General features: G+C 66.1%; 26 protein-coding genes. 11 read left to right on the top strand and 15 right to left on the bottom strand.

What is annotated here, in order from left to right; genetic code table 11:
* Positions 1–48 precede the first annotated feature (48 nt).
* From HVO_RS14390 to HVO_RS14380, 3 genes are all read left to right on the top strand, one after another.
* Positions 49–1428: a pentapeptide repeat-containing protein gene (locus HVO_RS14390; protein ID WP_004041901.1), complete on the top strand. Its 1380-nt coding sequence runs from the start codon at positions 49–51 to the stop codon at positions 1426–1428.
* 107 nt (positions 1429–1535) lie between these two features.
* On the top strand, positions 1536–2435 hold the full coding sequence (locus tag HVO_RS14385; RefSeq protein ID WP_004041900.1) for a DUF7139 domain-containing protein: 900 nt from the start codon (positions 1536–1538) through the stop codon (positions 2433–2435).
* Between the two features lie 138 nt (positions 2436–2573).
* The gene (locus tag HVO_RS14380; protein WP_013035567.1) at positions 2574–3611 is read left to right on the top strand and encodes a disk-shape morphogenesis protein volactin; all 1038 of its coding nucleotides are present in this window, start codon (positions 2574–2576) and stop codon (positions 3609–3611) included.
* Positions 3612–3692: 81 nt separating this feature from the next.
* Here the strand turns inward: HVO_RS14380 and HVO_RS14375 are convergent, their stop codons facing one another.
* Positions 3693–4190, bottom strand: a complete 498-nt coding sequence (locus HVO_RS14375; RefSeq protein WP_004041898.1) for a zinc finger domain-containing protein — start codon at positions 4188–4190, stop codon at positions 3693–3695.
* A gap of 123 nt (positions 4191–4313) precedes the next feature.
* Between HVO_RS14375 and HVO_RS14370 the strand changes: the two genes are divergently transcribed.
* Both HVO_RS14370 and HVO_RS14365 read left to right on the top strand, forming a co-directional pair.
* Complete coding sequence (locus HVO_RS14370; protein ID WP_013035415.1) at positions 4314–5498, top strand: tubulin/FtsZ family protein; 1185 nt, start codon at positions 4314–4316, stop codon at positions 5496–5498.
* Between the two features lie 127 nt (positions 5499–5625).
* Positions 5626–6021 (top strand): response regulator, encoded by a 396-nt coding sequence (locus HVO_RS14365; protein WP_004041896.1) that lies wholly within the window; start codon positions 5626–5628, stop codon positions 6019–6021.
* Positions 6022–7148: 1127 nt separating this feature from the next.
* Here the strand turns inward: HVO_RS14365 and HVO_RS14360 are convergent.
* From HVO_RS14360 to arcS, 4 genes are all read right to left on the bottom strand, one after another.
* The gene (locus HVO_RS14360) at positions 7149–7538 is read right to left on the bottom strand and encodes a hypothetical protein (RefSeq protein ID WP_004041895.1); all 390 of its coding nucleotides are present in this window, start codon (positions 7536–7538) and stop codon (positions 7149–7151) included.
* A gap of 184 nt (positions 7539–7722) precedes the next feature.
* On the bottom strand, positions 7723–8031 hold the full coding sequence (locus tag HVO_RS14355) for a helix-turn-helix domain-containing protein (RefSeq protein ID WP_004041894.1): 309 nt from the start codon (positions 8029–8031) through the stop codon (positions 7723–7725).
* Positions 8032–8133: 102 nt separating this feature from the next.
* Positions 8134–8403 carry a hypothetical protein gene (locus HVO_RS14350; RefSeq protein WP_004041893.1) on the bottom strand — a complete coding sequence of 90 codons (270 nt, stop codon included), beginning with the start codon at positions 8401–8403 and terminating at the stop codon, positions 8134–8136.
* Positions 8404–8640: 237 nt separating this feature from the next.
* A complete protein-coding gene (arcS, locus tag HVO_RS14345) occupies positions 8641–10398 on the bottom strand; it encodes an archaeosine synthase (RefSeq protein ID WP_004041892.1) in 1758 nt (585 codons plus the stop codon).
* A 113-nt stretch (positions 10399–10511) separates the two neighbouring features.
* On the opposite strand from arcS, the gene HVO_RS14340 reads away from it, so the two are divergent.
* A complete protein-coding gene (locus tag HVO_RS14340) occupies positions 10512–10973 on the top strand; it encodes a pyridoxamine 5'-phosphate oxidase family protein (RefSeq protein ID WP_004041891.1) in 462 nt (153 codons plus the stop codon).
* Positions 10974–11889: 916 nt separating this feature from the next.
* Here HVO_RS14340 and HVO_RS14330 read toward each other — a convergent pair.
* A complete protein-coding gene (locus tag HVO_RS14330) occupies positions 11890–13905 on the bottom strand; it encodes a DUF7282 domain-containing protein (RefSeq protein WP_004041889.1) in 2016 nt (671 codons plus the stop codon).
* A gap of 276 nt (positions 13906–14181) precedes the next feature.
* On the opposite strand from HVO_RS14330, the gene epsC reads away from it, so the two are divergent.
* Positions 14182–15045: a serine O-acetyltransferase EpsC gene (gene epsC / locus HVO_RS14325; RefSeq protein ID WP_004041887.1), complete on the top strand. Its 864-nt coding sequence runs from the start codon at positions 14182–14184 to the stop codon at positions 15043–15045.
* A 50-nt stretch (positions 15046–15095) separates the two neighbouring features.
* Here epsC and HVO_RS14320 read toward each other — a convergent pair whose 3' ends face one another.
* The 3 genes from HVO_RS14320 to tgtA form a co-directional block, all read right to left on the bottom strand.
* Positions 15096–15401, bottom strand: a complete 306-nt coding sequence (locus tag HVO_RS14320) for a hypothetical protein (protein ID WP_008605678.1) — start codon at positions 15399–15401, stop codon at positions 15096–15098.
* Between the two features lie 79 nt (positions 15402–15480).
* Positions 15481–15756, bottom strand: a complete 276-nt coding sequence (locus HVO_RS14315; protein WP_004041883.1) for a winged helix-turn-helix domain-containing protein — start codon at positions 15754–15756, stop codon at positions 15481–15483.
* Positions 15757–15828: 72 nt separating this feature from the next.
* Complete coding sequence (tgtA, locus tag HVO_RS14310; RefSeq protein ID WP_004041882.1) at positions 15829–17379, bottom strand: tRNA guanosine(15) transglycosylase TgtA; 1551 nt, start codon at positions 17377–17379, stop codon at positions 15829–15831.
* Positions 17380–17567: 188 nt separating this feature from the next.
* Here tgtA and HVO_RS14305 point away from each other — a divergent pair, with 188 nt between their 5' ends.
* Both HVO_RS14305 and HVO_RS14300 read left to right on the top strand, forming a co-directional pair.
* A complete protein-coding gene (locus HVO_RS14305) occupies positions 17568–17849 on the top strand; it encodes a hypothetical protein (RefSeq protein ID WP_004041881.1) in 282 nt (93 codons plus the stop codon).
* Positions 17846–19354, top strand: coding sequence for a methyl-accepting chemotaxis protein (locus HVO_RS14300; protein WP_004041880.1), 1509 nt, complete (start codon positions 17846–17848; stop codon positions 19352–19354). The genes HVO_RS14305 and HVO_RS14300 overlap by 4 nt, the downstream gene beginning before the upstream one ends.
* Before the next feature lie 83 nt (positions 19355–19437).
* Here the strand turns inward: HVO_RS14300 and HVO_RS14295 are convergent, their stop codons facing one another.
* From HVO_RS14295 to HVO_RS14280, 4 genes are all read right to left on the bottom strand, one after another.
* Positions 19438–21309 carry an SLC13 family permease gene (locus tag HVO_RS14295; protein ID WP_004041879.1) on the bottom strand — a complete coding sequence of 624 codons (1872 nt, stop codon included), beginning with the start codon at positions 21307–21309 and terminating at the stop codon, positions 19438–19440.
* Between the two features lie 48 nt (positions 21310–21357).
* Positions 21358–22131, bottom strand: coding sequence for a CPBP family intramembrane glutamic endopeptidase (locus HVO_RS14290; protein WP_004041878.1), 774 nt, complete (start codon positions 22129–22131; stop codon positions 21358–21360).
* Between the two features lie 91 nt (positions 22132–22222).
* A complete protein-coding gene (locus HVO_RS14285) occupies positions 22223–22819 on the bottom strand; it encodes an NUDIX domain-containing protein (RefSeq protein WP_013035455.1) in 597 nt (198 codons plus the stop codon).
* Positions 22820–22864: 45 nt separating this feature from the next.
* Entirely contained in the window at positions 22865–23596 is a 732-nt protein-coding gene (locus HVO_RS14280) for a hypothetical protein (protein ID WP_004041876.1), read from the bottom strand.
* A 119-nt stretch (positions 23597–23715) separates the two neighbouring features.
* Between HVO_RS14280 and HVO_RS14275 the strand changes: the two genes are divergently transcribed.
* Positions 23716–24432: a hypothetical protein gene (locus HVO_RS14275; RefSeq protein WP_004041875.1), complete on the top strand. Its 717-nt coding sequence runs from the start codon at positions 23716–23718 to the stop codon at positions 24430–24432.
* Positions 24433–24462: 30 nt separating this feature from the next.
* On the opposite strand, the gene HVO_RS14270 is transcribed toward HVO_RS14275, so the two are convergent.
* Positions 24463–25080, bottom strand: a complete 618-nt coding sequence (locus HVO_RS14270; protein ID WP_004041874.1) for a class I SAM-dependent methyltransferase — start codon at positions 25078–25080, stop codon at positions 24463–24465.
* Between the two features lie 252 nt (positions 25081–25332).
* Here HVO_RS14270 and HVO_RS14265 point away from each other — a divergent pair, with 252 nt between their 5' ends.
* Positions 25333–25527 (top strand): cold-shock protein, encoded by a 195-nt coding sequence (locus HVO_RS14265; RefSeq protein ID WP_004041873.1) that lies wholly within the window; start codon positions 25333–25335, stop codon positions 25525–25527.
* A 117-nt stretch (positions 25528–25644) separates the two neighbouring features.
* Here HVO_RS14265 and HVO_RS14260 read toward each other — a convergent pair whose 3' ends face one another.
* Positions 25645–26874, bottom strand: a complete 1230-nt coding sequence (locus HVO_RS14260; RefSeq protein ID WP_004041872.1) for an ABC transporter substrate-binding protein — start codon at positions 26872–26874, stop codon at positions 25645–25647.
* Between the last annotated feature and the right edge of the window lie 23 nt (positions 26875–26897).

Here is a 26897-nt window from a genome sequence, read left to right as displayed (position 1 = left end):
GATTTAGTGACAACCTATTTATATTAAGGCGATGAACGGTCAGGTGACGTGGAACACGGTCGCTGTGCCTACGAGCACGTCTTCGACGCCGCCGACGAGACGGGTGCCGACGAGTCGTCGTCGGTGTGGCGGTGTCCGCATCCCGCGAGCGACGGCTCCGCCCGCTGTCTGTTCCACCGCCCCGTCGAAGAAACGCGACCCGCGGCCGTCACCGAGGCGCTCCGCGAGGCGGTCACCGACGACGGGCGACCCTCGGCGTTCGTCGGCGCGACGTTCGAACGCATCGGCCTCGCGGGGGTGACGCTCCCGCCCGACGCGCGGCTGGACTTCCGCGGCGCGATGGTGAAATCGGATATCGACCTCCGGGATGCGACGCTCGACGGCGCGCTCCGACTCGACCGCGTCTCGGTCGGCGGTGCGGTGTGCATGCAGCGCTTCGACGCCACCGGAGCGGTCAGCTGTCGCCACCTGCAAGTCGGTGACCGCTGGGTGCTCTGCGAGGCCGAACTGAGCGAGCGCTTCGACGCGACCGGCTTCGGTGCGGGGTCCGTCGTGGCGACCGAGGCGCGCTTCGAGGGCGGAGCGACGTTCAGGAAAGGCGTCGTCGACGACGACGTGTCGCTCGCGAAATCGAGGTTCGGCGGGCCGGCGTGGTTCTCCCACACCCGACTGGGCGGCCGCCTCGACCTCGGAAACGCCGCGTTCGACCACCGGCTCTCGCTGGCGCACTGCCGCATCCGCGCGGGCGTCGTGGCCGCGTCGGCGACCGTCGAGGGCGGACTCTCGCTCGAACACGTGGTCGTCGACGGCGAACTCAACGCGACTCGGCTCACGGTTGGCGGCGGTATCGACGCGACGACCGCCGCCTTCGGCGGCCGGGTCGACTGCGCGGGGCTGACCGCCCGCGACGGCCCCGTCGACTTCACGCACAGCGCGTTCGACGGGCCGGTATACTTCGACAACGCGACCGTCGAAGGTCGGGCGCTCCGCTTCCGGAACGCCCGGTTCGGGTCGGGACCGGCGTCGTTCGTCCGCGCGGCCGTCGACGGGGAGTTCGACCTCTCCGACGCGGTCTGTTCGGCCGACTCGCCCGTGCGACTGGTCGAAACCACGGTCGACGGGAGCGTCATCTGCGACCACGCGCGCTTCGGTGACGAGCTATTCTGCTCCGGCGTCCGCGTCGGACGCGACGTCGACTTCTCCGACTGCACCGTCGGGACGCTCACGTTCGGCGTCGAAATCGAGGGGCGACTGGATTTCGCGTACACGCACGTGACCGACGCCGCGGCCTTCGGTGACACCGTCGTCCACGGTCCCGCCCGATTCACGAGCGCCCGGTTCGACGCGGACCCCTCGCTCACCGAGGCGGCCCTCGGCGACACGGTCGCGGCCTACGACATCTCCGTCGAGCCCGCCGGCGGCTCGTGACGTGAGTCGGGTCGGGGCGAGTCGAGTCGAGTCGAGTCGAACGCCCGGCCGCGGTTCGACCCGAGTCCGGCGAACATTATATGTCGCGCGGGGGAATGGTCTGAGGTATGTCGAGTGACGGGCAGAACACCCTCATCGCCCTCTACCGACGGTACGTCGACGCCGACCCCGACGAGACGACCGTCTACGCGGGCTTCGCACTGTTCTTTACGGCTATCGGACTGCTCGCCGTCGCGCTCGCGGCGGTCGTGTGGAGCGGCGGCATCCCGCCCGAGAACATCTTCAAGTACGAACTCCGCGAGGTCGCGGGCGTCACCGGTGCGCTCGGGATTCCCCTCCTCCTCGCCTCGGTCGTTGTCTTGCTTCCCTCGCAGTACCGGTTTCCGAAGCTCCTCGCGGGCGCGGGGCTGCTCGTCTGTGCGGTCGCAGTCGTCCAGTTCGTCGGCGCGTATCCCCACAACTGGAACGTCGCCGCGAACGCCGACCGGAGCGGCCGCATCGTCGGCATCTACTCGCTCGGTGCGGTGGCGGTCGTCGCCGCGAGCGGCACGTCGCTCGTCGGCTTCCAACTCGCCCGCGCGAGGACGAGCGCCGCCGCCGCGGCCGGGAGCGACGCAGAAGCCGACGCGACCGACGAGGAAGACGAGGAGGCCGTCTCCGCGCAGGTTCGCCGCGACATGGACGAGGCGCTGTCGAACACCGAACTGTCGTGGGGCGGCGTCCGCAAGACCGAGACCACCCGCCTGAAGCTCGACACCTCCGCCGTCGACGACGCGGACCGCGCGAGCTTCGAGAACGCGAAAGCGACCGAGACGCGCGGCGGCGGCGTCGACGACGCGGTCGCGGGGCTCCAGGGACTTCGCGGCGGGAAGAAGGACACGGCGGTCGGTGACAGCACGGACGACCAGACCGCCGCGCTGGCCGAGTTACGGAAACAACAGCAGGCGGAGGCCGAACGCGAGGACGCCGAGGGACTGGTCGACCGGATTCGCGGGCTGTTCTCCTGAGGCGTCGCGGGCCGGCGGGCGGGGACTGACGCGGCGTCGGTCAGGGAGTGACGCGACGGTGGTTCGGCGTCGGTCCCGGCCGAACCGAATCGCAAACGCGCATACAGATTTATGCGACAGCCCTACGACGCGTGAGGTATGGCGAAAGGCCTTGACGTAGGAACCATGAACATCCTGTCCGCGAGTCAGGATGGGAGTGAGACCGTATTTGTCCAGCAGCGCAACTCGTTCGTCGAAATCGATTACAGCGACATGGCGGAGCAGATGCTCTCGCGAAGCGACGTGCTCCACATCCGCAAGGACGACAAGGTGTACGTCGTCGGCGACGACGCGCTCAACTTCGCGAACATCTTCGGCAAGGAGACGCGACGGCCGATGCAACACGGCATCCTCTCCAGCGAGGAGTCCTCCGCGATTCCGATGATTAAGCTCATCATCGAGCAGGTCGTCGGCTCGCCCTCCCGGCCGAACGAGCGCCTGTTTTATTCGAGTCCGGCGGACCCCATCGACTCCGACCTCTCGACGCTGTATCACGACAAGACGCTCGAATCGATGCTCGGCGACATGGGCTACGACCCCGAACCCATCAACGAGGGGATGGCGGTCATTTACAGCGAACTCGCCGACAACAACTTCACCGGCCTCGGCGTCTCGTTCGGCGCGGGGATGACGAACATCTGCCTGGCGTACTACGCGGTGCCGGTCATGCAGTTCTCCATCGCCCGCGGCGGCGACTGGATAGACCAGCAGACCGCCCAGGCCACCGGGACGGCCGTCGACAAGGTCACGTCCATCAAGGAAGACGACTTCCAGCTCGACTTCCGCACGGACGTCGGCGGCGTCGAGGGCGCGCTGTCGATTTACTACGAGAACCTCCTCGACTACGTCATCGAGAACATCGAACGCGAGGTCGACGAGGAAGACATCGAGGAGGGCCTCGACGTGCCCGTCGTCGTCACCGGGGGCACCTCCAGCCCCGAGGGCTTCGAGGAGCTGTTCGAACACCACCTCGAAGACTCGACGATTCCGTTCTCGGTCAACGAGGTCCGGAGCATCGACCGCCCCCTGTACAGCGTCGCCCGCGGGTCGCTCGTCGCCGCCCGCTCCGAAGAGGAATCCGACGGGGGCGCCTCCGACCCCGAACCGGAAGCCGAAGCCGCGCCGGAATCGAACTGAGCGCCGGTCCGAGCTGACACACCGGCCGGACAGTACGTCACGACCGAGGTCGACGCGCCGCCGGCGACGCGCGAGCGCGCGTCACTCGTCGCCCGCGCGGTCAGCGCGGTCCCCGCGGTCGCCGTCCTCCCCGTTTTTCAGTTGCGAGTCACTGGGCTCGCGGTCGGTTGCTTCGTCGTCGCCCTCGTCGTCACCGGCAGCAGCCACGTCTTCAGTCGTGTCGCCGCCCCCGTGTTCGGCTTCGGCGTCGTCCGCCGCGTCGGTCGCATCGTCCGCCGGGTGCGTCTCATCGTCCTCCGCGCCGGCTCCGTTGCGCTCGGCTTCGACCGCGGTGTCGCCGTCGGTTGCCTCGCCGCTGTCGGCTCCGCCGGTACCGCCCGCGCCGTCGTCCCGCTCGCGCGCCTCGCGGAGCGCCCGCTCGTGGAAGCGAGCGATGGCGTCGTCCCACGACTCTCGGCTCGGCGCGTCGCGCTCGTGGACGGTCTCGACGCCGACGAAGCCGCAGCGCTCGCAGTAGCGCGCCGCGCGACCGTCGAACGAGAGCGTCGAGAGTGGCTGTGAACACCGCGGACAAGTCATGCAGTTTGCCGATGATTCTCGCCCGGGTCGTATAGAACTACCCCGTCCCCGGCGGCGCGTTCGACTCGGTGTGGCAGGCAACTAACAGAAGATTCACCACTGATGACGTGTCAAAGAGAGACGATGAAGGTCCTTTGCTTCGGAATGGGACAAGCGGGTGGGAACGTCCTCGACGCCCTCCTCCGGTACGAACAGCGCACGAACGCCGATTACGTCGTCGACGCGGTCGCGTACAACACCGCGTCGGCGGACCTCCGCGGCCTCGACCTCGTTCCCGAGGAAAACCGTATTCTCTTCGGCGCGGACGAGGTGAGCGGTCACGGCGTCGGCGCGGACAATGAACTCGCCGCCGAACTCGCCGAGCGCGACAGCCGACAGCTTCTGCGGGGCACCGACGGCGCGCCGACTTCCACGGCCGACGCGTTTCTCATCTTCGCGGGTCTCGGCGGCGGGACGGGCAGCGGCGCGGCCCCCGTGCTCGCAAAGCATCTCAACCGCATCTACGAACAGCCCATCTACGGCGTCGGCATCCTCCCCGCCGCCGACGAGGGCGCGCTGTACTCGCGCAACGCCGCGCGGTCGCTCAAGGCGTTGGTAGACGTGACCGACCACGTCTTCGCGTTCGACAACGGGGCGTGGGCCGAAAGCGGCGAGGACGTCGCGCAGGCCCACGACACGATGAACGAGGTGCTCGTGCGACGCCTCGGCATCCTCTTCGCCTCGGGCGAAGTGGCCGAGTCGGGGACGGTCGCCGAGAGCGTCGTCGACTCTTCGGAGGTCATCAACACCCTCCGCGGCGGCGGCATCTCGACGATCGGCTACGCGGCAAGCGAACTCCCCGAGAGCGACGGCGGCGGCGGGTTCAGCATCAAGGGGCTCTTGGGCGGGGATTCGTCGTCGACGGACGAACTCGACTCCATCAACCGCATCACGACCCAGACGCGGAAGGCTGTGCTCGGACAGCTCACCCTCCCGTGCGACGTCGACTCCGCCTCCCGCGGGCTGGTCGTCGTCAGCGGCCCGCCCGAGTGGCTCAACCGGAAGGCCGTCGAGCGGAGTCGGACGTGGGTCGAAGAACAGACCGGGAGCATGGAGGTCCGCGGGGGCGACTACCCGCTTTCGGAGTCGAACCACGTCGGCGTGCTGGTCCTCCTCGGCGACGTGTCGCGGAGCGACCGCGTGGCCGAAATTCGGTCGACCGCCGTCGAAGCCGAGCAGAACCGCCGCGAACGGATCGCGAGCGACGCCGCCGACCGCGAGGACGGAACGGAGGCCGTCGTCGACGACCGCCTCGACTCGCTGTTCTGACCCGACCGCCTCGACGATAGCTCCCGCCGGTCCCGCGGTCCGACGCCGAGCGCGACCGCCGTCGGCGTCCGGCGTGGACTCGGGTCGGAGAAACTGTCAAATACCCTCTCGACGAACAGTCGAATGCGTGTCCGAGACTAGCATAGCGGCGACGCCGCGCATCCTCGCTTACGGCCCGCAGCCCGAGGGGTTGGGGGCGAGAGAGCGCGACGTGAACGTCGAGTTCGTAGGGTCGAGTCGGGAGTTGTTCGAGCGATTGACCGAGAGACCGGTGCATCTGGTTATCTGCCTCCACGCCCCGCCGGCGTTCGAGGGCATCGAAGCGGTCAAAGGTATCCGTCGGTTCGACGCGACAGTGCCGGTAGTGCTGGCGTCGCGGGTCCAAAACACGATGCTCAGCCTGCAAGCGATACAGTCGCAGGTCACCTGGAGCGTCGGCCTCGCGGGCGACGAGTCCGTCGAGGAGGCGCTGTCCGACCTCGTCGTCGACGCGAGCGAGTGGTTAGAGAAGCAGGCAGCGTAGCGAACCCCGGTCCGGCGAACTCCGCCCGAAGGCGAACCGCGGTCAGTCGTCGGTCGTCGGGAACTCGAAGGGACGCCGCGACTCTCCTGCGCCCTCCACGGCGTCCGCGTCGTCGGGAGTCGACACCCGCTGGAGTTCGTTCCGTACGGCCACAACCGCTCGAACAGTCGGCCGAACTCGTCGTCCGCGTCGTCCGGGAGGTCGCGAACGCATTCCACGGGGACTCTTCGGCGCGGTTGACGCGAGCGGTGGCCCGGTCGAAGGTGTCGTTAATGATGGGTGGAAAGAGGTCCCGCCGTATCGCAGGCTACGTTACCGAGTACCGGAGTCGTTTCATCTTGTATAACACCATTACACTTATTACACCAACTCCGAGACTGTCCTCTGGGCTGACAATCAGAATGATTTATATATCCGAAGTGGTTGTACTCAATTGGATGCAACACCGTACAGAGTAACCCCTCGGACGCATCCACATGACCGAACTCATCCCCCCTTCCCCCCTTCCCCATTAGGTTCGGTCACCCCTTTACGGGGCGCGACTACTGACTCTCACTAACGACTGTGCTGTTGTGTCTCTCCAGAGAGCGTCGGTGACGTCGAACGGCCGGGCGCGAACGAGGTGCTTCGAATCCGGCGGAAGTCGTCCCGGATAGCTGTCATATGAATCACTCGGACGGGTCGAGTCGAGCCCGCCGCCACCGCCGGCGTCGGTCGACACCAAACCGGTCGGTCTGCCACGGAGTGGGCAGGGAGAGGGAAGTGCCGACTCGCGGTGGTCGAGCGAGATATCCGAACCGCCGCCGAACGAGAGAACACAGGTGAGAGGGCGAATTTCGGAGCGTAGTAGTGTTTTAAATAGACAATACTATTGAGGGACAGGAGGGTCGAGTCAAGAGTATCGATATAGAGTATTATCTGCCGACATTCATGATACTATTCGAGTTATATAGCTATTTTAGAATATATTCTACTAATATAATCAGAAAACAAGCATTCGAGTTTGGTGAATAAATTTTATATATGGCGAGGTTGTCCACGGTCGTGTTCTTTATCCACAGTTCTTCAAGACTGAACAAGCGTTCGCTCCGGAAACGACACCCCAGTCGACGCCGCGGGCGACGTACCTACTTGCCGTACCTGATGCCGTCTTCGACCAGTCTGAGGTTCCGTTCGCGGTCGATGTGGGGTTTCAGCCAGTCGTACTCCTCGATTTGGAGGATGAGGTCCGCTTGGAGGTTCCGCCACGCGATGGCGTAGATGGGCGACTGCCCCCACGCGCGGAGTTCGGGGATGAACTCGTCGTAGCGCTCGTAGTGGCCTTCCAGGCGTTCGAGCGCGTCGACGACGTAGCCGGCGGCCTCGGATTCCGTGTCGGCGTCCTCGATTGCGCGGTTCAGTCGCGTTTCGAGTCCCTCGACGGCGCGCTGCATGTCCTGTGCCGCCGTGCCGTCCGCCTCCGGTAGCGAGTCGATGATGGGCTTCGGAACGCCGAGCGAGAGTGGTTCGATAGCCATACCTCGAACTGGGCGGCAAAGCGGCAAAAAGGCGGCGACGGTCGCAGCACAGCGCGGTGACTCCCGACGCCACGGCCCCGTCGACAACGCGGGGCTGAGCGGCGTTGCCACTCCGCGCGAGGAACAGCGCGCCGGGGTGCCTCCGAAGGCCGTCCCGACCTTCGGTTGCGGCGCGTTGCTCCTGTTAGGCGTTCGCCTCGTCGGTCCGCGCCCTGAGTTCGGACTCGACGAGCGCGTCGAAGTCGACGCCGTCGGCTCGGTACTGGTCGCGGTTGTCGAGGACGACCAGCCCCTTGTCGGTGATTTCGTACAGCCCGGAGTTCGGCGCGGGCCCGACTCGCGCCAACAGGCCGTAGTCCGCGAGAATCGGCAGTCGCGTGTTGATGTACGAGCGGTTCTTATCGAGGATATACGAGAGGTTCACGGCGGTGTTTCGCCTCCGATCTGAAAGCGCTTCGAGGATGTCGAAGTCAGTTGGGACGGCCAACTTCATACGCGGTTGTTCGTAGCCGCTGTTAAATAAACAACTTATGTGGGAGGGCGTCCGGTCGGGCTCGCGCGGCGGGGAACAACAACGCGGCGGTCTCGGGTCGAGTTACCGGTGGTCGAGCGCGTCGCGCGCGAGGCGTAAGTCCTCGAGAATTCGCGTGTGTCGGTCGATTGCGTCGTCGATGTGACGCGCCGTCACCGCCGCGTCGAAACCGGCGTCACCGTGGTACTGCGACTGCAACAGATGCGATTCTAAGGCCCGCGAGGTCGAATCGCTCGCCGCCAACAGCGCATGGGTAATCATCCAGTCTACCGCCCCCTCGTCGGGAAGCTCGTCGAACTCCGGTCGTTCTTTCTCCTGTCGTTCTGCCATCATTGTCCACCTTGGGCCGTGATACTACTTAAAGTTGTAGTGGCATGATATTTCTGCCATGGACCTGTGCATAGAAAACCGATTAACGGCCCATTTAGCGGCGTTCAAAGGCTGATTAACCATCAGAATCAAAATGTCAGAAAAGTGGTTTGGGAATTGCCTCGGCGTGTCAGACGGTTTTGGGTCCGGTCGGGTCGCGTTCGGTCGAGTCGGAAACCTCTCGCCCAAACCGGGGCCGAATTACCGCTCTTCGACGTGGCGGATTTCGACGCCGATGCCGCGCGTGGACTCGACCAGTTCGCGGCCGCCCATCTCCGCGCGGCCGATGGCGAACGCCTTCGGCCCCTCGACGACGACTTCGTCGCCCGGACGGATGTCTTCGTCGGCGTCGACGACGCCCGGCGCGAGGACCGAGCCGTGGGGAACGAAGCCGTCGATTTCGACCGTCTTCGTCGGCGCGTCGCTGTCGCGCCACACCTTCGCGCCTTCGAGCGTAAAGGAGAGCACGCCGTACTGCGGGACCATCGTCGCCAACTGCACGCCTGCATCGTTCCACACCTGAAGTTTGGGATACCGACTCGTCATCTCCAACGCCACGTCCGAAAAGAGCGCGTCGCCCGCGTCCGGGCCGAGTTGGTAGTCCGCGAGGGCCTTCACGACGTTGTGCTCGCGCTCCTCGCGAGTGAACTTGGGTTCGCCGTCGAGCGTCCGCATCAGGTTGCCGATGGACTCCGTCGTCGTCGGGTGTTCGGAGACGGTGAACTCCACGTCGAGGTCCAAGTCGTCGGCGACGCGTTCGACGATGTCCGTGTACGCGCCCGGCGGGAGGTGCGCGATGATTCGCGGGTAGTCGTTGCGCTCCAGATAGCGCCGAAGCACCTCGGCGACGAACGACTTCTCGTCTTCCGACCAGTCGCCCGTGACGACCGAGTCGTAGTGCTGGGCGGGGTAGGTGAGTTCGAGTTCCTGCGGGACGACGCCGATGGGCGAAGTCATCGACACCATGTGTGCGCGGTACTGGACGGCCTCCTGGAACTGTCGGTGGCTCTGTGACTCGCTGTACGGCTTTTTGGCCGAACACGGCAGGAGCACGAGCGGGTTGTCGAAGCGGTTGCGGTAGCGCTTGGTCACGCGGTCGGCGAACCGCTGAATCTCCACGCGGTCGATTGACTCCTCGGACGCCGCGGTGAGTTCCGAATCGCGGATGACGGGAACCCGCTGTTCCATGAAACTGTACTGCTGGTCGAACCGGCGGAACAGGGCGGTCAACCACTGGTCGTGGCGGGCCTGCCCCTCGACGTAGTCCCGAAGCCGCCCGTCGCGGACGCGACGCCGGACCCGAGCGAGTTCGGCGCGCAGGGCGTTGGCGTTGTGGTCGGCCGCGTCGGCGCGGGTGAACTCGGAGGCTGGTTTGCGGCAGGCCTCGCAGGCGCAGGGGAGTTCGTCGAGGTCTTCGAGGAAGTACTCGCCGTCGCTCGTGAGGTAGAAGCCCTCCAGCCCGCGGGCGCGGGCGAGTTTCTCGTCGACGAGGTCGACGCCGGCGTAGACGAGAAGCGAGACGTTCCGGGGCGTGGCGACGCCCGAGAGCACGAGCGCCGTGTCGGCGGGGAGGTTCTCCTTCGCCTCGATGACGTTGTCGCGGAAGGCGCGCGCGTGGCCGACGAAGCCCTGCGCGTCGGAGAGGACGTAGGCGTCAGCGCCGAAATCGTCGGCCGTGTCGGCGGTGACGACGGCGGCCGACGGGAAGTCCACGTCGGGGTAGGCCACCGAAAACGACTCGCGCACCTCGTCGGCGCTCCCGGCGGGGAGCGAGCGGTGGGGGAGCACGGTCAGCACGTCGTCGGAGCCGTCGGGGAGTTCGCGCTCGGCCGCCCAGAGACTTCCGGCGTCCGCGAGCACGTCGTCCACGACCGCCGGCGTCGTCACCGAGTCGGAGAGCCGCAACTCCCCGATTCGGGCGGCGCCGTCGCGGGCGTGAACCTCGAAGTAGTCGGTCATACCCGCTTTTCGGCCCCCGATAGGCAATTAACTTGTCTTCTGCGGGCGCGCCCGGCGACCGAGACCGACCACTCGGCCTACACGACTTAGCCCCCGGACCACGAAGTGACGGTATGGACGCCTCCGACCCCACCGGCCCGTGGTCACGCGCCCGCGTCGACGGCTTCCTCGCCGACGCGACCGTCCCGGTTCGGCTCTCGTGTCGCACCCCGGCGGACGACCTCTGGATGCTCTCTTTGTGGTACGAGTGGGACCCCGAAGCGTCCGAACTCCGGTGTGCCACCTCTGCCGACGCCGACGTGGTGCGATTCCTCCGCGCCCGCGACGACGTGGCGTTCGAAATCTCGACGAACGACCCGCCGTACCGGGGCGTCCGCGGCCGGGGCACCGCGACCGTCGAACCCGACGCGGAGAAGGCAGTGCTGCGGCGACTCATCACGCGCTATCTCGGCGACACCGACTCGGAACTGGCGAAGCGATTGCTCTCGCCCGAGCGCGACGAGGTCGTGATTCGGATTCGACCCGAGCGGGTGCACACGTGGGACTACGCGGCGCGGATGCGTTCGTCGGAGTAGTCGGTGCTAGTGAACTCTCCGGTTACTGATTGCGTAGCGAAATCGGAGGACCTGTTGAAACCTCAGAAGATAACACGACCGGACGCTGTGCGGCCAATACAGTGTGTATGCAGTCGGGTCCAGTCAAGCAGTCGCGACTTGCGCGTGGTAATCACCCGTGGACATCCTGAACGCAGCGTGAAGTGGTTCTAAACTCCCCGTCCGGCGTGGTCGTGAACGTGAGTGCCATGTCGAGACCACACTGCATGACGTAAACCTCCAACAGTTCATTTTGGTGTGTTTCGACCACGTAAACAGTCGTCTGGCTTTCGTTCCAATCGTCGACAAACACCGTACTGTTGCCATTCGGAACGGTCGACACACGGTCCGAACGGACCGGGTCGTGGAGAGTGACGTTGGTGTAGTTCGCCTCGGTCCGTAGTTCCGCTCTCCGAACGAGTCTCTGGCGACCGTCCCCCGTGGTAACGTCGGAAGGTTCTCGGGGGTCTCGTGGGCGCTTTGGAAGACCGTGACCGAGTAGCTTGATTCTCGTTCGTTCTCGATGAGATCCTGTGACTCATCGTCGGAGAGCAGTGACGTACAACCGGCGACCAGTACGAGACCGGTCAAGAGACCGGCGAGAACGATTCTGCGGGAGGGCAGTCGCATCGACGTAATTTCGCTCTTCGTCTCGTATGCGCTTTGGGGTGCAACGACGAACCGACGTAGTTGAGAGACTCACCAGAACACAGCGGCTGTCTTGCAGGCAAGGGTAGAGCTGTCTGTTAGCTAGGCAGAACGCGGACGCTCTCCGACGTGTGACAGCGCAAAATAACCCCGAATCGGGGTGCGTGCCGCGCGGGGGTGGCTTGTGGCCCGCGCGGCGTACGAAAAAGGGTGCCTCTGTGTGGTGGTGGGTCGGTGCGTCTCAGCGGGGTTACCGACGCCGGGCGGCGACGAGCGCCGCCGCGACGAGCGCGACGAGGGCCACGACGAGGCCGAAGCCGGGCGCGTCGGTTGACGACTCGGTCGTCGTCTCCATCGACTCGTCAGTCATCTCGGTCGCGGGCTCGTCGGTCATCGTCTCGGTCGGTTCGTCTGTCATCGAGTCGGTCGGCTCGTCGGTCGTCGTCTCGGACATCGTGCCTTCGACCGTGTAGTTGGCCGTGGCGATGACTGCACCGCCGGCGGCCACGTAGGGACCGTCGTTTTCGCCCTCGCCGGTCACGAAGTCGTAGGCCTCGTTGCCGTTGGTGTCCATGTGCGCCATCGGGACGACGGTGCCGGACTCGTCGAGCGGCGCGTCGAGGCTGATTTCGACGTTCTCGTGGGTGCCGGCGTCGAGGTACGCGGAGGTGCCGCGGACGCTCTCGAACACCGCGCCCTCGGTGACCGTCGCGTCGTGGACCGTCACGAAGCCGCCGTCGTGGAGCGTGACGGAGTCGACGGTGACGGTCGTGCCGTCGCCGGACTGGTCCATCGCGGTCACGACCGCGTTGACCGAGGTGTGGGCGCTGGCGACGACCGCGCCGCCGTCAGCCGTGTACGGGCCGTCCGCCTCGCCCTCGCTGGTCACGAAGTCGTAGGCCTCGTTGTCGTTGGTGTCCATGTGCGCCATGGGGGTGAGCACCTGCGAGGAGCGAATCGGCTCATCGAAGGTGACTGCGACGTCCTCGTGGACGCCGGCGGGCAGGTACATCGAGGTGCCGACCACGCTGTCGAACACCGCGCCGCCCGACAGCGACGGGTCGTGAATCGTCACGAAGCCGCCCTCGGAGAGTTCGACCCGGTCGACCACGACGGTCGCGCCGTCCGAGGCCTTCGTCGTGTAGTCGACGCTGGCGGAGACGGTCGCCTCGCCGCTGTCGACGACGGGGCTGCCGTCAGCCGTGTACGGACCGTCGGCCCCACCCTCCGACTCGGGGAAGGTGTACGTCTCGTCGCCGTCGGTGTCCATGTGCGCCATCGGGACGACGGTCGTCGTCTCGTTCAGCGGCGAGTCGAGGGTGACCCGCACGTCGCGGTGCAGGCCGGGTTCGAGGTACGCGGAGGTGCCGCGGATGCTCTCGAAGACCTGTCCTTCCGTGACCGTCCCGTCGTGGACCGTCACGAAGCCGCCGTCGGGCAGGTACGCCGAGTCGACGACGACGGAGTAGCCGCCGGTGGCCTGCGCGGTGTAGTTCACGCTCGCGCTGTCCGACGGCATGGCCATCGCGGTGTCGACGACGGGACTGCCGTCAGCCGTGTACGGGCCGTCCGTCTCGCCTTCCGACTCGGGGAAGGTGTACGTCTCGTCACCGTCGGTGTCCATGTGCGCCATCGGGACGAGCGTCGTGTTCTCGGTCACGGGCGCGTCCAGTTCGACGCGGACGTTCTCGTGGACGCCGGCGGGCAGGTACGCCGAGGTGCCGCGGATGCTCTCGAACACCGCGCCCTCGGTGACGGAGGCGTCGTGAATCGTCACGAAGCCGCCCTGCGAGAGTTCGACCCGGTCGACCACGACCGAGTCGCCGGTCGTGGGCTGGTCGGACATCGAGACGGTCGCGCTCGCGTTGACCGTCGCGGTGTCGACGACGGCGCTCCCGTCGGCCGTGTACGGGCCGTCCGCCTCGCCGTTGGCCGCGACGAACGAGTAGACGCGGTCGCCGTCGGAGTCCATGTGGGGCATGGCGACGAACGTGCCGGACTCGTCGACCGGTTCGTCGAGGTGGACGGTCACGTCCTCGTGGGTGCCGGCGTCGAGGTACGCCGACGACCCGACGACGCTCCCGAGGACGTTGCCGTCCGTGACGGAGGCGTCGTGAATCGTCACGAAGCCGCCGTCGGGGAGCGTGACGGAGTCGACCGTCACGGTCGTCCCGCCGGTCGCTTGGTTCTCGAAGGAGACGGCCGTGGTCTCCTGTTGTGCCGCTGCGGCCGCCGGGATGCCCCCGACGACCACGACGAGTGTCATCAACACTGCGAGTGTGCGTCGCATGTCTCAGAGGGGGACGAATATTTAAAAGAAGATTTTCCGAACTGTCACCCAAATCTCTCCCCGATGTGTCCCCAGTCGCCCGATTTCGGCGGCCAGAATCCTTATCCGGCGGTTGGCTCACGCCGGGTCGGCAGAGCGAACGCGCCGGCTGTCGAGCGCCAGTTCGAACACACAATCCGCGACTCGAAGACGGCGAATCGGGCCCGATGAGACGGGGTTAAATACCGCTCGTCCACCAACTATCGCTATCGGATGTCCTACACCTACTCGGGCGACGCGCATCTCGGGCTCGCGGCGTCCTACCGCGCCGACGACGACCCCTTCCCCACGGACACGTCGCTTTCGTTCCCGCGCCGGAACCACCTGCGAGAGGACGTCGACCTCATCAAGCGCCTCCTGTTTCCCCGGTGTTGGAACGCGGGGCCGTGGGTCGCAGACGAGGAACTCCTCCGCGACGGCGTCGCCAACTTCGGCGCGCTCTGTTACTCCGGTATCGACCCCTACATAGACGAGGACCCCAAGCCCATCGTGGACGAGGTCGTCAGGCGACTCCCCGATATCCGCGAGCGGCTGAAGAAAGACGTGGAGGCGGCGTACAAAGGCGACCCCGCCGCGCGCAGCTACGTCGAAATCATCCGGTCGTACCCCGGCGTGCAGGCCATCGTCGTCCACCGGGTCGCCCACGCCTTCTACGAGGCCGGCGCGCCCGCGTACGCCCGCGAACTCGCCGAGTACGCGAAGATGGAGTCGGGCATCGACATCCACCCCGGCGCGACCATCGGCGACTACTTCTTCATCGACCACGGCACCGGCGTCGTCATCGGTGAGACGACGACTATCGGCGAGTGGGCGCGCATCTATCAGGACGTGACGCTCGGCGCGCTCCACTTCGAGGAGGACGAAGACGACGAACACTCGCTCAAGAAGGGGTACAAACGCCACCCGGACATCGGTGACAGCGTCGTCATCGGCGCGGGGACCAAAGTGCTCGGCGCGGTCTCCGTCGGCGACCACGTGAGCATCGGCGCGAACTCGTGGGTCACAGAAGACGTGCCGGACCACACGAGCGTCTACATCTCGGAACACCCGACCCACGAGCGGAAACACCGGGACTGAGCGGGCGAAGGTGCGTCAAAACCGGACTGGAGCGGGAGAAAACAGCGGTTTCAGTCGAACGTAATCCACGCGAGGAACACGAGCCCGGCCGTCTCGAAGACGTGCAACAGCATCATCAGCCGCCAGGCGATGACGGGCACGTCGGTGCTGAACCACCCCGAGAGCGTCGGGTCGAGGATGTACATGTAGAACGCGAGCGCGTTCTCTGCGAGGAGGAACACCCCGAACACGAGGAGGCCGACGGCGTGTTTGGACCTGAAGGTCAGGTAGTTTCGGGCCCACACCGCCGACAGTGCGAGAAGCACGACGACGTTGACGCCCGAGGAGACCGTCGCGACGTCCACCCAGATACTCATTCGTTCTCTCCTTTCCCCGTCATCCTGATATACGCTTTCCCAAATCTTTCCATAATCGTGGCGTCACAGTGTCGCACGCTCAGTCCATCCGCTCGACGATTGTCTCGACGGTCTCCCAGTTGGCGCGACACCGCGGCGACGGGAGGTAGACCGCGCCGTAGTCGTCGCCGCTCCGCTGGACCACGTCGTTGTCCATGAGCACGTCGAGGTGGTGTCGGACGGTCTTGTAGTCGAGGTCGAGCGTCTCGGCCAGTTGGTTGGCGTTTCGCGGCTGCTCCTCTACGGTCTTGAGAATACGCACACGGTTTTCGCCCCCGCGGGTTCCCGTGAGCACGTACCAGAGGACAGCCTCCATCGTATTCGTTGATACGTCGGGTGAACCTAAGAGCATCGACCGACAGACACGGACGCGACCGACCGAGGCGCGCTACTCGGCAGACGACGCCGAACCGCCGTCGTCCCCGTCGTCCCCGCCGACCGACGCCTCGTCGCCCAATCGCTCCGAAACCGCCGACAGCGACTCCAACTCGACCGACTCGGGCACGCGGGCGAGCGCCGACTCGGGCCAGTCGTCGTGCGCCAGCGTGAACGCCGCGTCGGGGTTCTCCTCGACCAGCCGCGAGACGCCGCGGGCGGCCTGCTCGTAGGCGTCGCGGTCGAGTCGCTCGGGGACCTCGGCGGTGAGCGGGTACGTCTCGGAGAGCGACCGCGGGAACGGGCCGAACGGCGGGACGACCCGCCACGTCGCGTCGAAGTCGTCGCCGGAGGGGACGCCGCCCTCGGTGAGGAGGACGTGGCCCTCGGCGGTCAGGCGGTCCATGCGGGCGTGGTGGCGTGCAACCTCGGGGCGGTGGGCGCTCTCGTTGGAGGCGTAGAAGAACGCGCCCTTCGAGGCGGGGTCCTCGCGTTCGAGCTGGTCGACGTGGGCGAGAAGCGCGCGGTAGCCGTCGAGCATCGCCGGGTGCGAGCGGGCGCGCTCCTCGACGAGTTCCATGAGGTCGCCGTCGCGGATGGCCTGCTTGATGCGGCGGAGTTCCGCGAACGTGACGTGGAGGTTGTGCTCGGCGAGCAGCTGTTCCTGTCGTTTCGACCCTTTCTCGCGGAGGTCGTCTGGCGAGTACTCCGTGCAGATGGGACAGGTACACGGGAGGTAGTCGAGGTCTTCGAGGTGTTCGGTCCCGCGGACGGTGAGATACCGCCCGTCGCGGGCGTAGAGGGCGTAGGCGGCGGAGTCGAACAGGTCGCAGCCGAGCGCGACGGCGAGCGCGAGCATCATCGGGTGGCCCGCGCCGAACAGGTGAACCGGGGCGTCGACGCCGAGCCCGCGCTTGGCGGCCGCGACGGCGTCGACCATGTCGTCGTAGCGGTAGGCGTTCATCATCGGGACGACCGCGCCCACGGGGAACACGTCGAGGTCGGTCGCGTCGGCGTGGCGGCCGGCCTCCTCGCGGAGGTCCGGGTAGGTCGACCCCTGCACGGGGGCGTTGACGAGCATCTCGCCCGTGTCGGCGGCCTCGGCGTCGGCGAGGGCCTGTCTGGTGATTTCGAGGTCCGCCTCGGCCTGCTCGCGGGCCACGTCCGGCGGCGTCGGGATGTCGACCGGGGTGGCGATGTCGGTGCCGATGTCGCGTTGGAACTGGAGAATCTCCTCGGTCGTCGTGTCGATTTCGCCGTACTCGGCGAGTTGGAACGACCCCGAGTCGGTCATGATGGCCCCGTCGAAGTCGAGCATCTCGTGGAGCCCCACGTCGAGGGCCTCCTCGCGGAGGTGGTCGTTCGTCTTGATGATGTAGGAGTTGGTGATGAGAATCTCCGCGCCGAACTCGGACTCCAACCGCGCGGGCGAAATCGTGTCGATGTTCGGGTTGACGACCGGCAGGAGGGCCGGCGTCTCGACGGTGACCCCCGCACGCGGGACCGAAAGCCGGCCGATTCGGCCGGCGAGGTCCCCGTCGCGGAGTTCGAAGTGGTCGCGCATGGAGTGGCGTTTCCCGAGCGCGGCGGTAAGGGTTGCGTTCGCGGGCCGGTCGTCGGGGAGAAAAATAGACGCACGACGACATACCGGTTTATTCATCGAAATATTCTAGAAAAACAGACATGAGAGATATCAAACGTGATTTTTTGGGCGAACAGTTTACAAAGAGATTGAGTCAACCGAGAGTATAGATGTTAGCCGACTTATCACCACTCGAAGTAACCGCGCTCGCCGTCGCCCTCGTCGGGTTGATACCGGTTATCACGCAGTACAGAGACGAGACCAAACTGTTCACCGCGGGCTACGTCCTGCTCGTCATCGGGATGGTCGCGACGAACCTCGAAGTGTTCTTCCTCGGGTCGGTGCTCAACTTCGTCGAGCACGCGTTCGGCATCGGCCTCGCGGGAGCCACCTTCTTCGCGGCGGCGTACCTGCGCCGGAAAAACGTCATCAACGGCGGTGACGCCTCGTGATAATCGACGCGCTGTTCGACGCTATCGGGACCCTCGGGTTCATCGGCGCGGCGGGGCTGGCGTGGCTCAACTACCGCAACACCGACGCGGAGTCGTCGTTCTGGCTGACGTACGTGTTCGCTTCCGTGCTGGCGATTCTGTGGATGATCAGCCTCACGATGGAGAAACTCGGCATCTACACCGAGGTATTCAACCTCGTGACCGCGCCGCTCATGACCGCCACGGTCGCCGTCTTCGCCATCGGCGGCACCGCGACGCTCGCCATCGTCGCGGACATGAAAGAACTCGTCGACGACGCCGACGAACGGCGGCGCGAACTCGACGCGCTCACGACGGACCTCGAACAACAAGCTGAGACGTACGGCGACGCGATGCAGAAGGCCGCCGACGGCGACCTCACCGTCCGCGTCGACGCCGAGAGTCAGAACGACGCGATGCGCCGCATCGGGCTGGGCTTCAACGAGATGTTAGACGCCATCGACTCGGTCATCGTCCGAATCCAGACGTTCGCGGAGCAGGTCGACGACAAGAGCTCCGAAGTCACCGCGAGCGCGGACGCCGTGAAGACCACGAGCACGGACGTGGCCAACAGCATCGAGGAGATTTCGGCGGGCAACGAGACGCAACACCGGAACCTCAACGCCGCGGAGTCCGAACTGAGCAACCTCTCTGCGACCATCGAGGAGATTGCGTCGTCCTCCGAAGAGATTGCTCGCGAGTCGCGTCGGACCGTCGGGCGCGCTAAAGAGAGCCAGGAGGCCGCCAGTTCGACCATCGAGAAGATGGAGCAACTGGAGTCGCGGTCGACCGAGACCGTCAGCGAGGTCGAGGACCTCCAGCAGTCGGTCACGCAGATCAGCGAAGTCGTCGACCTCATCGACGACATCGCGGAGAAGACGAGCATCCTCGCGCTCAACGCCTCCATCGAGGCGGCGGGCGCGGGCGACGCGGGCGAGGGCTTCGCCGTCGTCGCAAGCGAGGTGAAGACGCTCGCCGAGGAGACCGCCGAGGCGACCCAAGAGGTCGACTCCCTCATCGGTGACATCGAGCAGTCGACCGAGAACGTCGCCGAAGACACCTTCGAGACGCAGGCCGAAGTCGAGTCCAGCCGCGAGACCGTCGGTGAGACGGTCGAGGTGCTCGAAGAAATCGTCCACAAAATCGAAGACAGCAACGACTCCATCCAGTCCATCAGCAGCGCCACCGACGAGCAGGCGCAGTCGACCCAAGAGGTCGTCACGATGATGGACGAGATAACGAACCTCAGCGACCGGACGGCCTCCGAGGCCCAGAACGTCTCCGCCGCGGCCGAAGAACAGACGGCCGCGACCCAGCAGATTGCGGCGTCGTCCTCGTCGCTCTCGGAGCGCGCACAACAGCTCAAGTCGCTCGTCTCGCAGTTCGAGTCCGGACGCGCGGCGGGCGGCGCACCGGGCGGCGAGACGGCGACGCCCGCGGCTTCGGCCCCGAACCGAGCGATGCGGGCCGACGGCGGCGACGACTGAACCCGAACTGACCGACGACCGGCGCACGGGCGAGCGCCCCCGACGAACGTTTTTCTGCCGACTCGCGCGCCGAGGAGGCGCGCCTACGCGCCGACGCCCCAGAAGAAGGCGATGCCGGCCACGGTGACGACCGACAGGAGCAATTGCAGGGGCGCGCCGACCCGGAGGAAGTCCGAGAACGTGTAGCCGCCGGGGCCGTAGACGAACAGGTTCGTCTGGTAGCCGACGGGAGTCATGAACGCCGTCGACGCCGCGAAGGTCACGGCGAGGACGAACGCGAACGCGTTGGCCCCGATTGATTGGGCGGCCCTGGCGGCGACCGGAATCATGAGCACGACGCTCGCGTTGTTCGAGATGACGCTCGTGAGCAGTCCGGTGGCGAGATAGAACACCCACAGCACGCCGATTGCGGGGAGGAACGTCGCGGTCGAGGCGACGGCGTCACCGAGAAGCGCCGCCGCGCCCGTCTGTTGGAGCGCGACGCCGAGCGGGATGACGCCCGCGAGCAGGAAGATGACGTTCCACTCGACCGATTTGTACAGTTCGTTCGGCTTGAGGACGCCGGTGAGAATCATCGCGACCACGCCCCCGAGCGCAGAGACGACGATGGGAAGGACGTTGAACGCCGGGAGCGCGACGACGCCGGCGATGATGGCGACCGCGAACGGCGTCTTCTCAGTTCGGTAGTCGACGTCGTCGAACTCGTGGGCGACGATGAAGTCCTCGTTTTGGACGAGGCGGGTGAGGCTGTCGGGCGGGGCCTGCACGAGTAACGTGTCACCGACGCGGATGTCGATGTCCTCGAACCGGTCGCGGACGACCTTCCCGCGGGTCCGGAAGGCGAGGACGTTCGCGTCGTAGCGCTGGCGGAACGTCGAACTGGCGAGGCTCTCGCCGACGAGAAACGAACCAGAAGGGATGACGACTTCGACCATGACCGGCTCTTCTTCGCCCGGGTGGAGTTCGCTCTCCGAGCGGGGCCCGCCGACGAACGTGAGCCCTTCCGAGCGCATGATTCGTTCGAGCGTCTCCCGGTTCGTGCGGAGTCGGAGCGTGTCGTTCTCGTGAATCTCCTTGCGGGCCAGCGGTTCGAGGAACTGCTCGCCGTAGCGGATGAGCTGTAACACGTCGATGTCGAGGTCGTCGTTCCCGAGGGCCTCCTGAACGGTCTGACCGATGAGCGACGAGTCCGCGGGGACGACCACGTCGGCGAGGTACTCCTGGAGCGCGTACTCCTCGAGGAGGTCGTCCCCGGCGGGCACCCGCTTCGGGAGCAGGCGGACGCCGACCGTCATGAGGTAGACCGCGCCGACCACGAAGACGATGACGCCGAGTTTGGTGAACTCGAACATCCCGAAGGCGTGGAGGCTGAGGCCGGGCGACTCCCGTCCGAGCTGGGCCGCGATGTCGCTGGCGAGGATGTTCGTCGACGTGCCGATGACCGTCAGGGTGCCGCCGAGCATCGACGCGAACGAAAGCGGCATGAGGAGCTTCGACGGGGAGGTCTTGCCCTTGTGCGCGAGGTCTGCGACGACCGGGACGAGGATGGCCACGACCGGCGTGTTGTTGATGAATCCCGACACCGGGCCGGTGACGCCAATCGTCGCGGCGAGTTGCTTCGTTTGGCTGTTGCCGGCGTACTCGGCCATCTTCCGGCCGATGAGCTGGACGATACCGGTTCGGTTGACGCCAGTGCTCAAGATGAGCATCGCCAACACGGTGATAGTCGCGGGGCTGGCGAATCCCGAGAGCCCCTCCTGCGGGGTGATTTGCGTCCACGGCTCCAACACCATCAGGAGGACCATCACGACGATGGCGGTCACGTCGATGGGGAGCCACTCGGTGGCGAACAAGACGAGAGAGAGGAGGATGAGCGCGAAGACGACGAGCATATCGCCCGTGACGGCCGCCGGGACGAGTCCTTCGACTACCGACACGAGTGTGGAAAAGAACACATCTGTTCGAGGGGACAGAGAACGAAAAAGGCTGGTATCGACGACTGCTCAGAACAGCAGTCCGGTCGGAACCCCGCCGGGGCTCATCTCGGTGAGCTTGAACACGAGGTACGCGAGCGAGAACAGCGTCGCGTTGTACGCGCCGTGGATGAGCGCCGGGACGGTGATGTTGTCGGTCAGTTCGTACGCCGTGCCGAAGACGACGCTCGGGAGGAACAGGATGCCGATGGTGACGAGGCGGCCGCCCGCGCCGCCGGTGAGCGCGACGTAGTGAATCGCGGCGAAGATGGCGCTGGCGAGGGCGATGCCCGGAACCGGGCCGAACGACTCGCGGATGCGGTTCTGGACGACCCCGCGGAACAGCAGTTCCTCGCCGGGGCCGATGAGGAGGAACGACGCCGGGACGAGGAGCAACAGCACTTCGGGGTCCTGTGCGGCGATTTCGGTCACTTGGTTCGACCCCGCTTGGACGCCGAACGTCGAGACGAGGAACGCGCCGACGAACGCCGCGACGAGCGCGGTCACGTAGCCGAGGACGACCGCGACGAGGTCGCGGAGCGACGGCATCGAGACGCCGAAGTACGAGCGGTCGAGGCCGCGGTATCTGGTGTAGACGAGGGCGACGCCGCCGAAGGCGATGCCCTGCAAGAGGATGAGCGACGTGACGACGAGCGCGAGGGGCGTCAGTTCGACGCCCGCGCTCGCCGCCGCGAACTGCGTGATAAAGACGAGTATCGTGCCGACGACGAGACCGCCGCCGCCGAGGGCGATAGCTGCGAGGAAGGACCGAGCGAGGTCGGGGAAACGCGTCGTAGTAGACACAGGCGACCAGTTGGAGCGCCGGCGTCAAAATCCTTCTCGCCTCGGAACGGGGTTCGAGGGGCGAACGCGGGCGCGCGAGTGACCGGGTGCGCTACTCGCCGGCGAGTTCGTAGTAGAGCACGCCGAGGACCGTCCGCGCGTCGCGGACCTCGCCCGCGAGGACGGCCCGCTCGAGGTCGTCGTAGCCGACCGTCGTCGGGCGGATACTCTCGTTGAAGTCGAGGTTCTGGTCGGCGCTCGGCTCGCACCCGCGCGCGACGAAGTAGTGGTGGACCGAGTTGGCGATACCGTTGGCCGGCTCGACGGTCACGAGCGGTTCGACCGCCTCGGCCTCGTGGCCGGTCTCTTCCGCGAGTTCGCGCCGGGCGGCCGCGGCGTAGTCGTCGTCGTCGTCCGGTTCCGTGCCGCCGGCGGGGAGTCCGCGGTTCGTCCGGCCGACGGCCTGTCGCCACTCGTCGATGACGACCACGTCGCCGTCGGGTGTGAGGGGGAGGACGACGACCGCCGCCGGCTCGTCGACGTAGTGGAAGTCCGACTCGGTCTCGTCGGGGAGCCGAACGTCGTCCATGCGGATGTCGAAGCCGGGGCACGAGTAGTCTATGCGCGTGTCGGTGGTCTCCCACGCGAGGTCGTCGCCGGGGGCGGCGGGCTCGGACCCGCCGTCAGCCGTCTCGGAGTCGTCGCTCATGACATCACGTGCCGGCGGTGATTCCAAAAGCGTCGCGGTGCCCCGCTACCCAGCGTCGTCGAACGAGACGGTCGCGAGGTCGGCTTCGAGGTCGTCGACGTACTCGTTGTACGCCTCCACGAACGCGACGAAGTCGCCGGCGAGTTCGCGCACGTCGGGCGCGGCGGGCGGTTCGTACTGCGACAGCAGGTAGATGCCGCCCTCGCCGCCGACGCGGAGGTACGACGCCCGCGGGCCGTCCCACTTCAGCTCCCAGCGCGTGCCGCCGACCCACTGGGTGAAGATGCCGTACTCGCCGTCGAAGCGGTTGAGTTCGCCCGCCATGGTGTCGGCCACCTCGCGGATGGTCGAGACGAGTTGGTCCCGCTGGGCGACGATTTCCTCGGTCGTCGTCACCGCGGGGAACGCCGTCGGCACGTCGTCGAGGACGCCGTCGAGCGACTCGACGTGCTCGTTGTACGCCTCCACGAACGCCGGGTAGTCCTGCATCGCCGTTCCGAGCGCCTTCGGCTCCGGCGGCTGTTTGGTCGAGACGACGTACGTCTCGCCGCCCGACTTCCCCTTGAACCGGAGATACTGGAGCGCGCCCGCCTCGTACTTGAGCGTCCACGTCCCGCGGCGCGTCTTGAACGTCTCCTGGCCGTAGTCGCCGCCCTGGAGGATGGCGAGTTCGCGCGCGATGGTGCCCGCGTGGGCCTCGACCGCGGCGACGACCTCGTCTCGGTTGGCCGCAACGTCGTCGACGCTCGCGATATCGAACGAGAGGGCGTCAGTCATGGTCGGAAGGTGGCGATTGGAGGGGATAAGTGCGTCCGTCGCCGGATTTATCATCGGTGATACGCGTCTCGGATGTGATGAGCCAACACAGGGCATCGATTGGTGGGACAATCGGTGGGATGGCACGACGGGCGAACCCGGCCTTTGCGGGCGGCATCGTCGCCGTCTCGGTGGTCGCGCTCGCCTACGCGGTGACGGTCGGGTCGCTCCAGCAACACACGTTCGTCCACGTCATGGCGGGGCTGCTCTGGACGGGAACCGACCTGTTCATGGGGGCGATTCTCGGGCCGGTCATCGGCGGCTTGAGCGACGAACAGAGCGCCGCGGTGTTCGAGCGCCTCACGCCGAAGACCTCGTTTTTCCTCCCGTCGATGGCGCTCGTCACCATCGCGGGCGGCATCACGCTCGCCCAGCGACTCGGCGTGTTTCCCCACGCCGAACCGTGGCTCGCGCTGTTCACCGCCGCGAACCTGATTCCGATTTGCCTCCTGCTCGGTCGCCGCCTGAACGCGTGGCGCGACCCGCGGTGGCAGGCCGTCTTCGCCGTCGCCACCGTCGGCTCGCTCGCGTGGGTCGCGACCACCATCGGTGACTTCCGGATGACGACCCCGGCCATCGTCGTCGCGCTCGTCGTCGTCACCATCCTCTCGGTGCAGGGCTTCGGCTTCCTGATGCCCGGCGAGATACGGATGTACTTCGAGATGACCTCCGAGGACCCGGACCCCGGCGTCATCTCGGCCATCGGAAAACAGAACGCCATGCTCGGCGGCGTGCAGGGAGTGTTCCAACTCGTCCTCATCGCCGACATGGTGTACCTCCGCTACGGCGGCTTCTGAGTTGAACGCGGGGCGGCCGCGCTCGCGGGGTCAGTCGACCCGGCGGAACACGCGGCGGGTGTCGCGGTCGCCGTGTTCGCAGGCGACCTGTTCGAAGCCAAACGGATCGAACACGGCCGCCCAATCGCGGTAGTACAGCGGGAAGTCGTACTCCTCGTCGTTGACGCCGCGGTCCTCGGGCGGCACCGACCGGTCGCCCTCGTTTTCGACGGTGACGACGTAGTCGCTCGCGCTCCGAGCGACCGCCTCGAACACCCACGCGTCGTCGGGGTGGACGTGCTGGAGCGTCTCGACGGAGTAGACGGCGTCGAACTGCCCCGGAGAGAACTCCTCGACGATCTCCTCGATGGCGTCGGCGTGGAACGTCCCGCAGCGGGCGAGGTCGGGGTAGGCGTCGGCCATCACCTCGAAGCAGTCGGGGTTGATGTCGACGCCGTGGAGGTTCTCGAAGCCGTGTTCGCGGAGGTGCGAGAGGTGTCGGCCGGGTCCGCAACCGAGTTCGAGAATCGACGCCGAGGCGTCGAGTCGCTCGTCGAACACCCGCCGAATCGCCTCGCTCGTCTCGTTCGGCCCGTAGTACGCGTAGTACTCCGGCGAGAACTCTCCCGACCGGTCTGCCCACTTCCGACGAACGTCGTTAGCATCCACGGTGTCGGAGACCGTCCGGCCACGCGTAAAGCCTCGTCGGCCGCGACCCGCCGGATTCGACGAGCGGAACTGCCGATACCACAGCTTACCGCGGAATCGCCGACGAACCACTAGGCGAGCGCGTCCAGAACCGACATATCAGAACATTCGTCTACAACCGTCGATGATTCAGAAAAGTATTCAATAAAATAACTCCGTGACAACACGACCCTCACAAGTCTTATCCGTAAAGGGCGTGTGTGTTCAAAAGCAATGGCGAAAGGAAACGTTGATTTCTTCAACGACACTGGCGGCTACGGTTTCATTTCGACGGACGATGCTGACGACGACGTGTTCTTCCACATGGAAGACATCGGCGGCCCGGACCTCGAAGAAGGCACGGATGTGGAGTTCGACATCGAGCAGGCCCCCAAGGGCCCCCGCGCGACGAACCTCACGCGCCTTTAAACTAATTTAGTACGCCGCGTTTCGCGGCAGAACGATAACTTACATTTTGCGTATATTCGACCGGCGAGCGACGCGTTCGCGGCCGGTCGCTGGCCGAAAAAGCGGCGGCGAGACCGCTCAGAACTCGCCGTTGATGATGTCGGCGACGTGCTGGCGGTCGAACAGCTGTTCGTCTTCCGGGATTTCGGGGTACGGGCCGCCGTCCGAGGTCGGCCACTCCCCGAACGCCTCGGGATAGAACTGCTTGGCGCTCATCTCAAGCTGGAAGAGGTTGAGAATCGGCCCCTGATAGCGCGCGCCCTGCGGGTAGACCCGACCGTTCTGGACCGCCGAAATCTCCGCGGCGACGGGGTCGGATTCGAGCGTCGCCCGGAGGTCGTTCGTGCTGACGCTCGGCTGCATCCCGCTCAGGAAGAGCAGAACGTCGGGGTCGGCCTCCAACAGCGCCTCGAAGTCGACGGTCGACCCCGACTCGATAGAGCCCTCGAACGCGTCGTGCGGTGCGAGCGGCCGGATGTGCGAAGTCATAAAGCCGGGGTTTCCGACCGTGTACGCCCAGACCTGGTTCTCGATGTCGGACGCGGTGAGCAACACGACGCTCGGGCGCTCGTCTTCCGGCGGCAGCCCCGCCTCGGTGGTGGCGAGCACGTCGTCGTGGACGGCCGCAAGCGCCTCGTAGCGCTCCTCCTCTCTGAGCATCTGCGCGACCTTCTCGAACTGCTCCCACAGCGTGTAGTACTCGTAGTCGCCGGTCCACTCGTCCGTCGGCGACGCGTGACGGGCGCTCAACGAGTTCCCGAACCACGGCGAGATGTTCTCGGCGACCTCCTCGATGTCGGCCATGTCCCACTGTTCGAGCTGGACGACCCACGCGGGGTCGGCCAGATGCACGTCGCTGTCGAGTTCGTAGAGCTTCTCCTTACTCGTCTCCCACGAGGGGTACAGGTCCGCCCAGTCGACCTCGACGCCCGGGAGACGCGCCGTGAACTGCTTCCACGTCGTGTCGTAGTACGCCGGCCCGTTGACCGCATTCACGTCGTCGCCGCGGCCGAGCGCGAACGCCATCCCCGCGTGGTGGGTCAGCCGCGTGAAGATGCTCTGGGGCGGCTCGTCGAACTCGACGGTGCCGACCGGCGACATCGTCACCGAGTACGAACTGTCCTCGGGCGTCTCGATCTCCGTTTCCGTTGCCGTCTCGGTCGTCGATTCGGTCTCGGCGTCCGTCGTCGACTCCGAACCGCCCTCTCCGGTACAGCCGGCGAGCAGGCCGCCGCCGACCGCCGCGCCGCCGTACTTCACGTAGTCGCGCCGCGTCAGTCCCGTCCGTGGCGTCTCGTCGTGTTCCATAGTTTTTTAGGCCCACCTAAAAT

It is taken from the genome of Haloferax volcanii DS2 (genome assembly GCF_000025685.1).
Classification (GTDB): Archaea; Halobacteriota; Halobacteria; order Halobacteriales; family Haloferacaceae; genus Haloferax; species Haloferax volcanii.
Note: the sequence above shows the minus strand (reverse complement) of the source record. Positions and strands in the feature narration are given on the sequence as shown.

Coding starts and splice junctions, on each gene's coding strand:
- HVO_RS14340 (WP_004041891.1), top strand. CDS start 10,512: ATGGACGCCTCCGACCCCACCGGCCCGTGGTCACGCGCCCGCGTCGAC.
- arcS (WP_004041892.1), bottom strand. CDS start 10,398: ATGACCGACTACTTCGAGGTTCACGCCCGCGACGGCGCCGCCCGAATC.
- HVO_RS14380 (WP_013035567.1), top strand. CDS start 2,574: ATGGCGAAAGGCCTTGACGTAGGAACCATGAACATCCTGTCCGCGAGT.
- HVO_RS14360 (WP_004041895.1), bottom strand. CDS start 7,538: ATGGCTATCGAACCACTCTCGCTCGGCGTTCCGAAGCCCATCATCGAC.
- HVO_RS14275 (WP_004041875.1), top strand. CDS start 23,716: ATGGCACGACGGGCGAACCCGGCCTTTGCGGGCGGCATCGTCGCCGTC.
- epsC (WP_004041887.1), top strand. CDS start 14,182: ATGTCCTACACCTACTCGGGCGACGCGCATCTCGGGCTCGCGGCGTCC.
- HVO_RS14315 (WP_004041883.1), bottom strand. CDS start 15,756: ATGGAGGCTGTCCTCTGGTACGTGCTCACGGGAACCCGCGGGGGCGAA.
- HVO_RS14350 (WP_004041893.1), bottom strand. CDS start 8,403: ATGATGGCAGAACGACAGGAGAAAGAACGACCGGAGTTCGACGAGCTT.
- HVO_RS14385 (WP_004041900.1), top strand. CDS start 1,536: ATGTCGAGTGACGGGCAGAACACCCTCATCGCCCTCTACCGACGGTAC.
- HVO_RS14320 (WP_008605678.1), bottom strand. CDS start 15,401: ATGAGTATCTGGGTGGACGTCGCGACGGTCTCCTCGGGCGTCAACGTC.
- HVO_RS14260 (WP_004041872.1), bottom strand. CDS start 26,874: ATGGAACACGACGAGACGCCACGGACGGGACTGACGCGGCGCGACTAC.
- HVO_RS14330 (WP_004041889.1), bottom strand. CDS start 13,905: ATGACACTCGTCGTGGTCGTCGGGGGCATCCCGGCGGCCGCAGCGGCA.
- HVO_RS14285 (WP_013035455.1), bottom strand. CDS start 22,819: ATGAGCGACGACTCCGAGACGGCTGACGGCGGGTCCGAGCCCGCCGCC.
- HVO_RS14280 (WP_004041876.1), bottom strand. CDS start 23,596: ATGACTGACGCCCTCTCGTTCGATATCGCGAGCGTCGACGACGTTGCG.
- HVO_RS14375 (WP_004041898.1), bottom strand. CDS start 4,190: ATGACTTGTCCGCGGTGTTCACAGCCACTCTCGACGCTCTCGTTCGAC.
- HVO_RS14355 (WP_004041894.1), bottom strand. CDS start 8,031: ATGAAGTTGGCCGTCCCAACTGACTTCGACATCCTCGAAGCGCTTTCA.
- HVO_RS14305 (WP_004041881.1), top strand. CDS start 17,568: ATGTTAGCCGACTTATCACCACTCGAAGTAACCGCGCTCGCCGTCGCC.
- HVO_RS14370 (WP_013035415.1), top strand. CDS start 4,314: ATGAAGGTCCTTTGCTTCGGAATGGGACAAGCGGGTGGGAACGTCCTC.
- HVO_RS14265 (WP_004041873.1), top strand. CDS start 25,333: ATGGCGAAAGGAAACGTTGATTTCTTCAACGACACTGGCGGCTACGGT.
- tgtA (WP_004041882.1), bottom strand. CDS start 17,379: ATGCGCGACCACTTCGAACTCCGCGACGGGGACCTCGCCGGCCGAATC.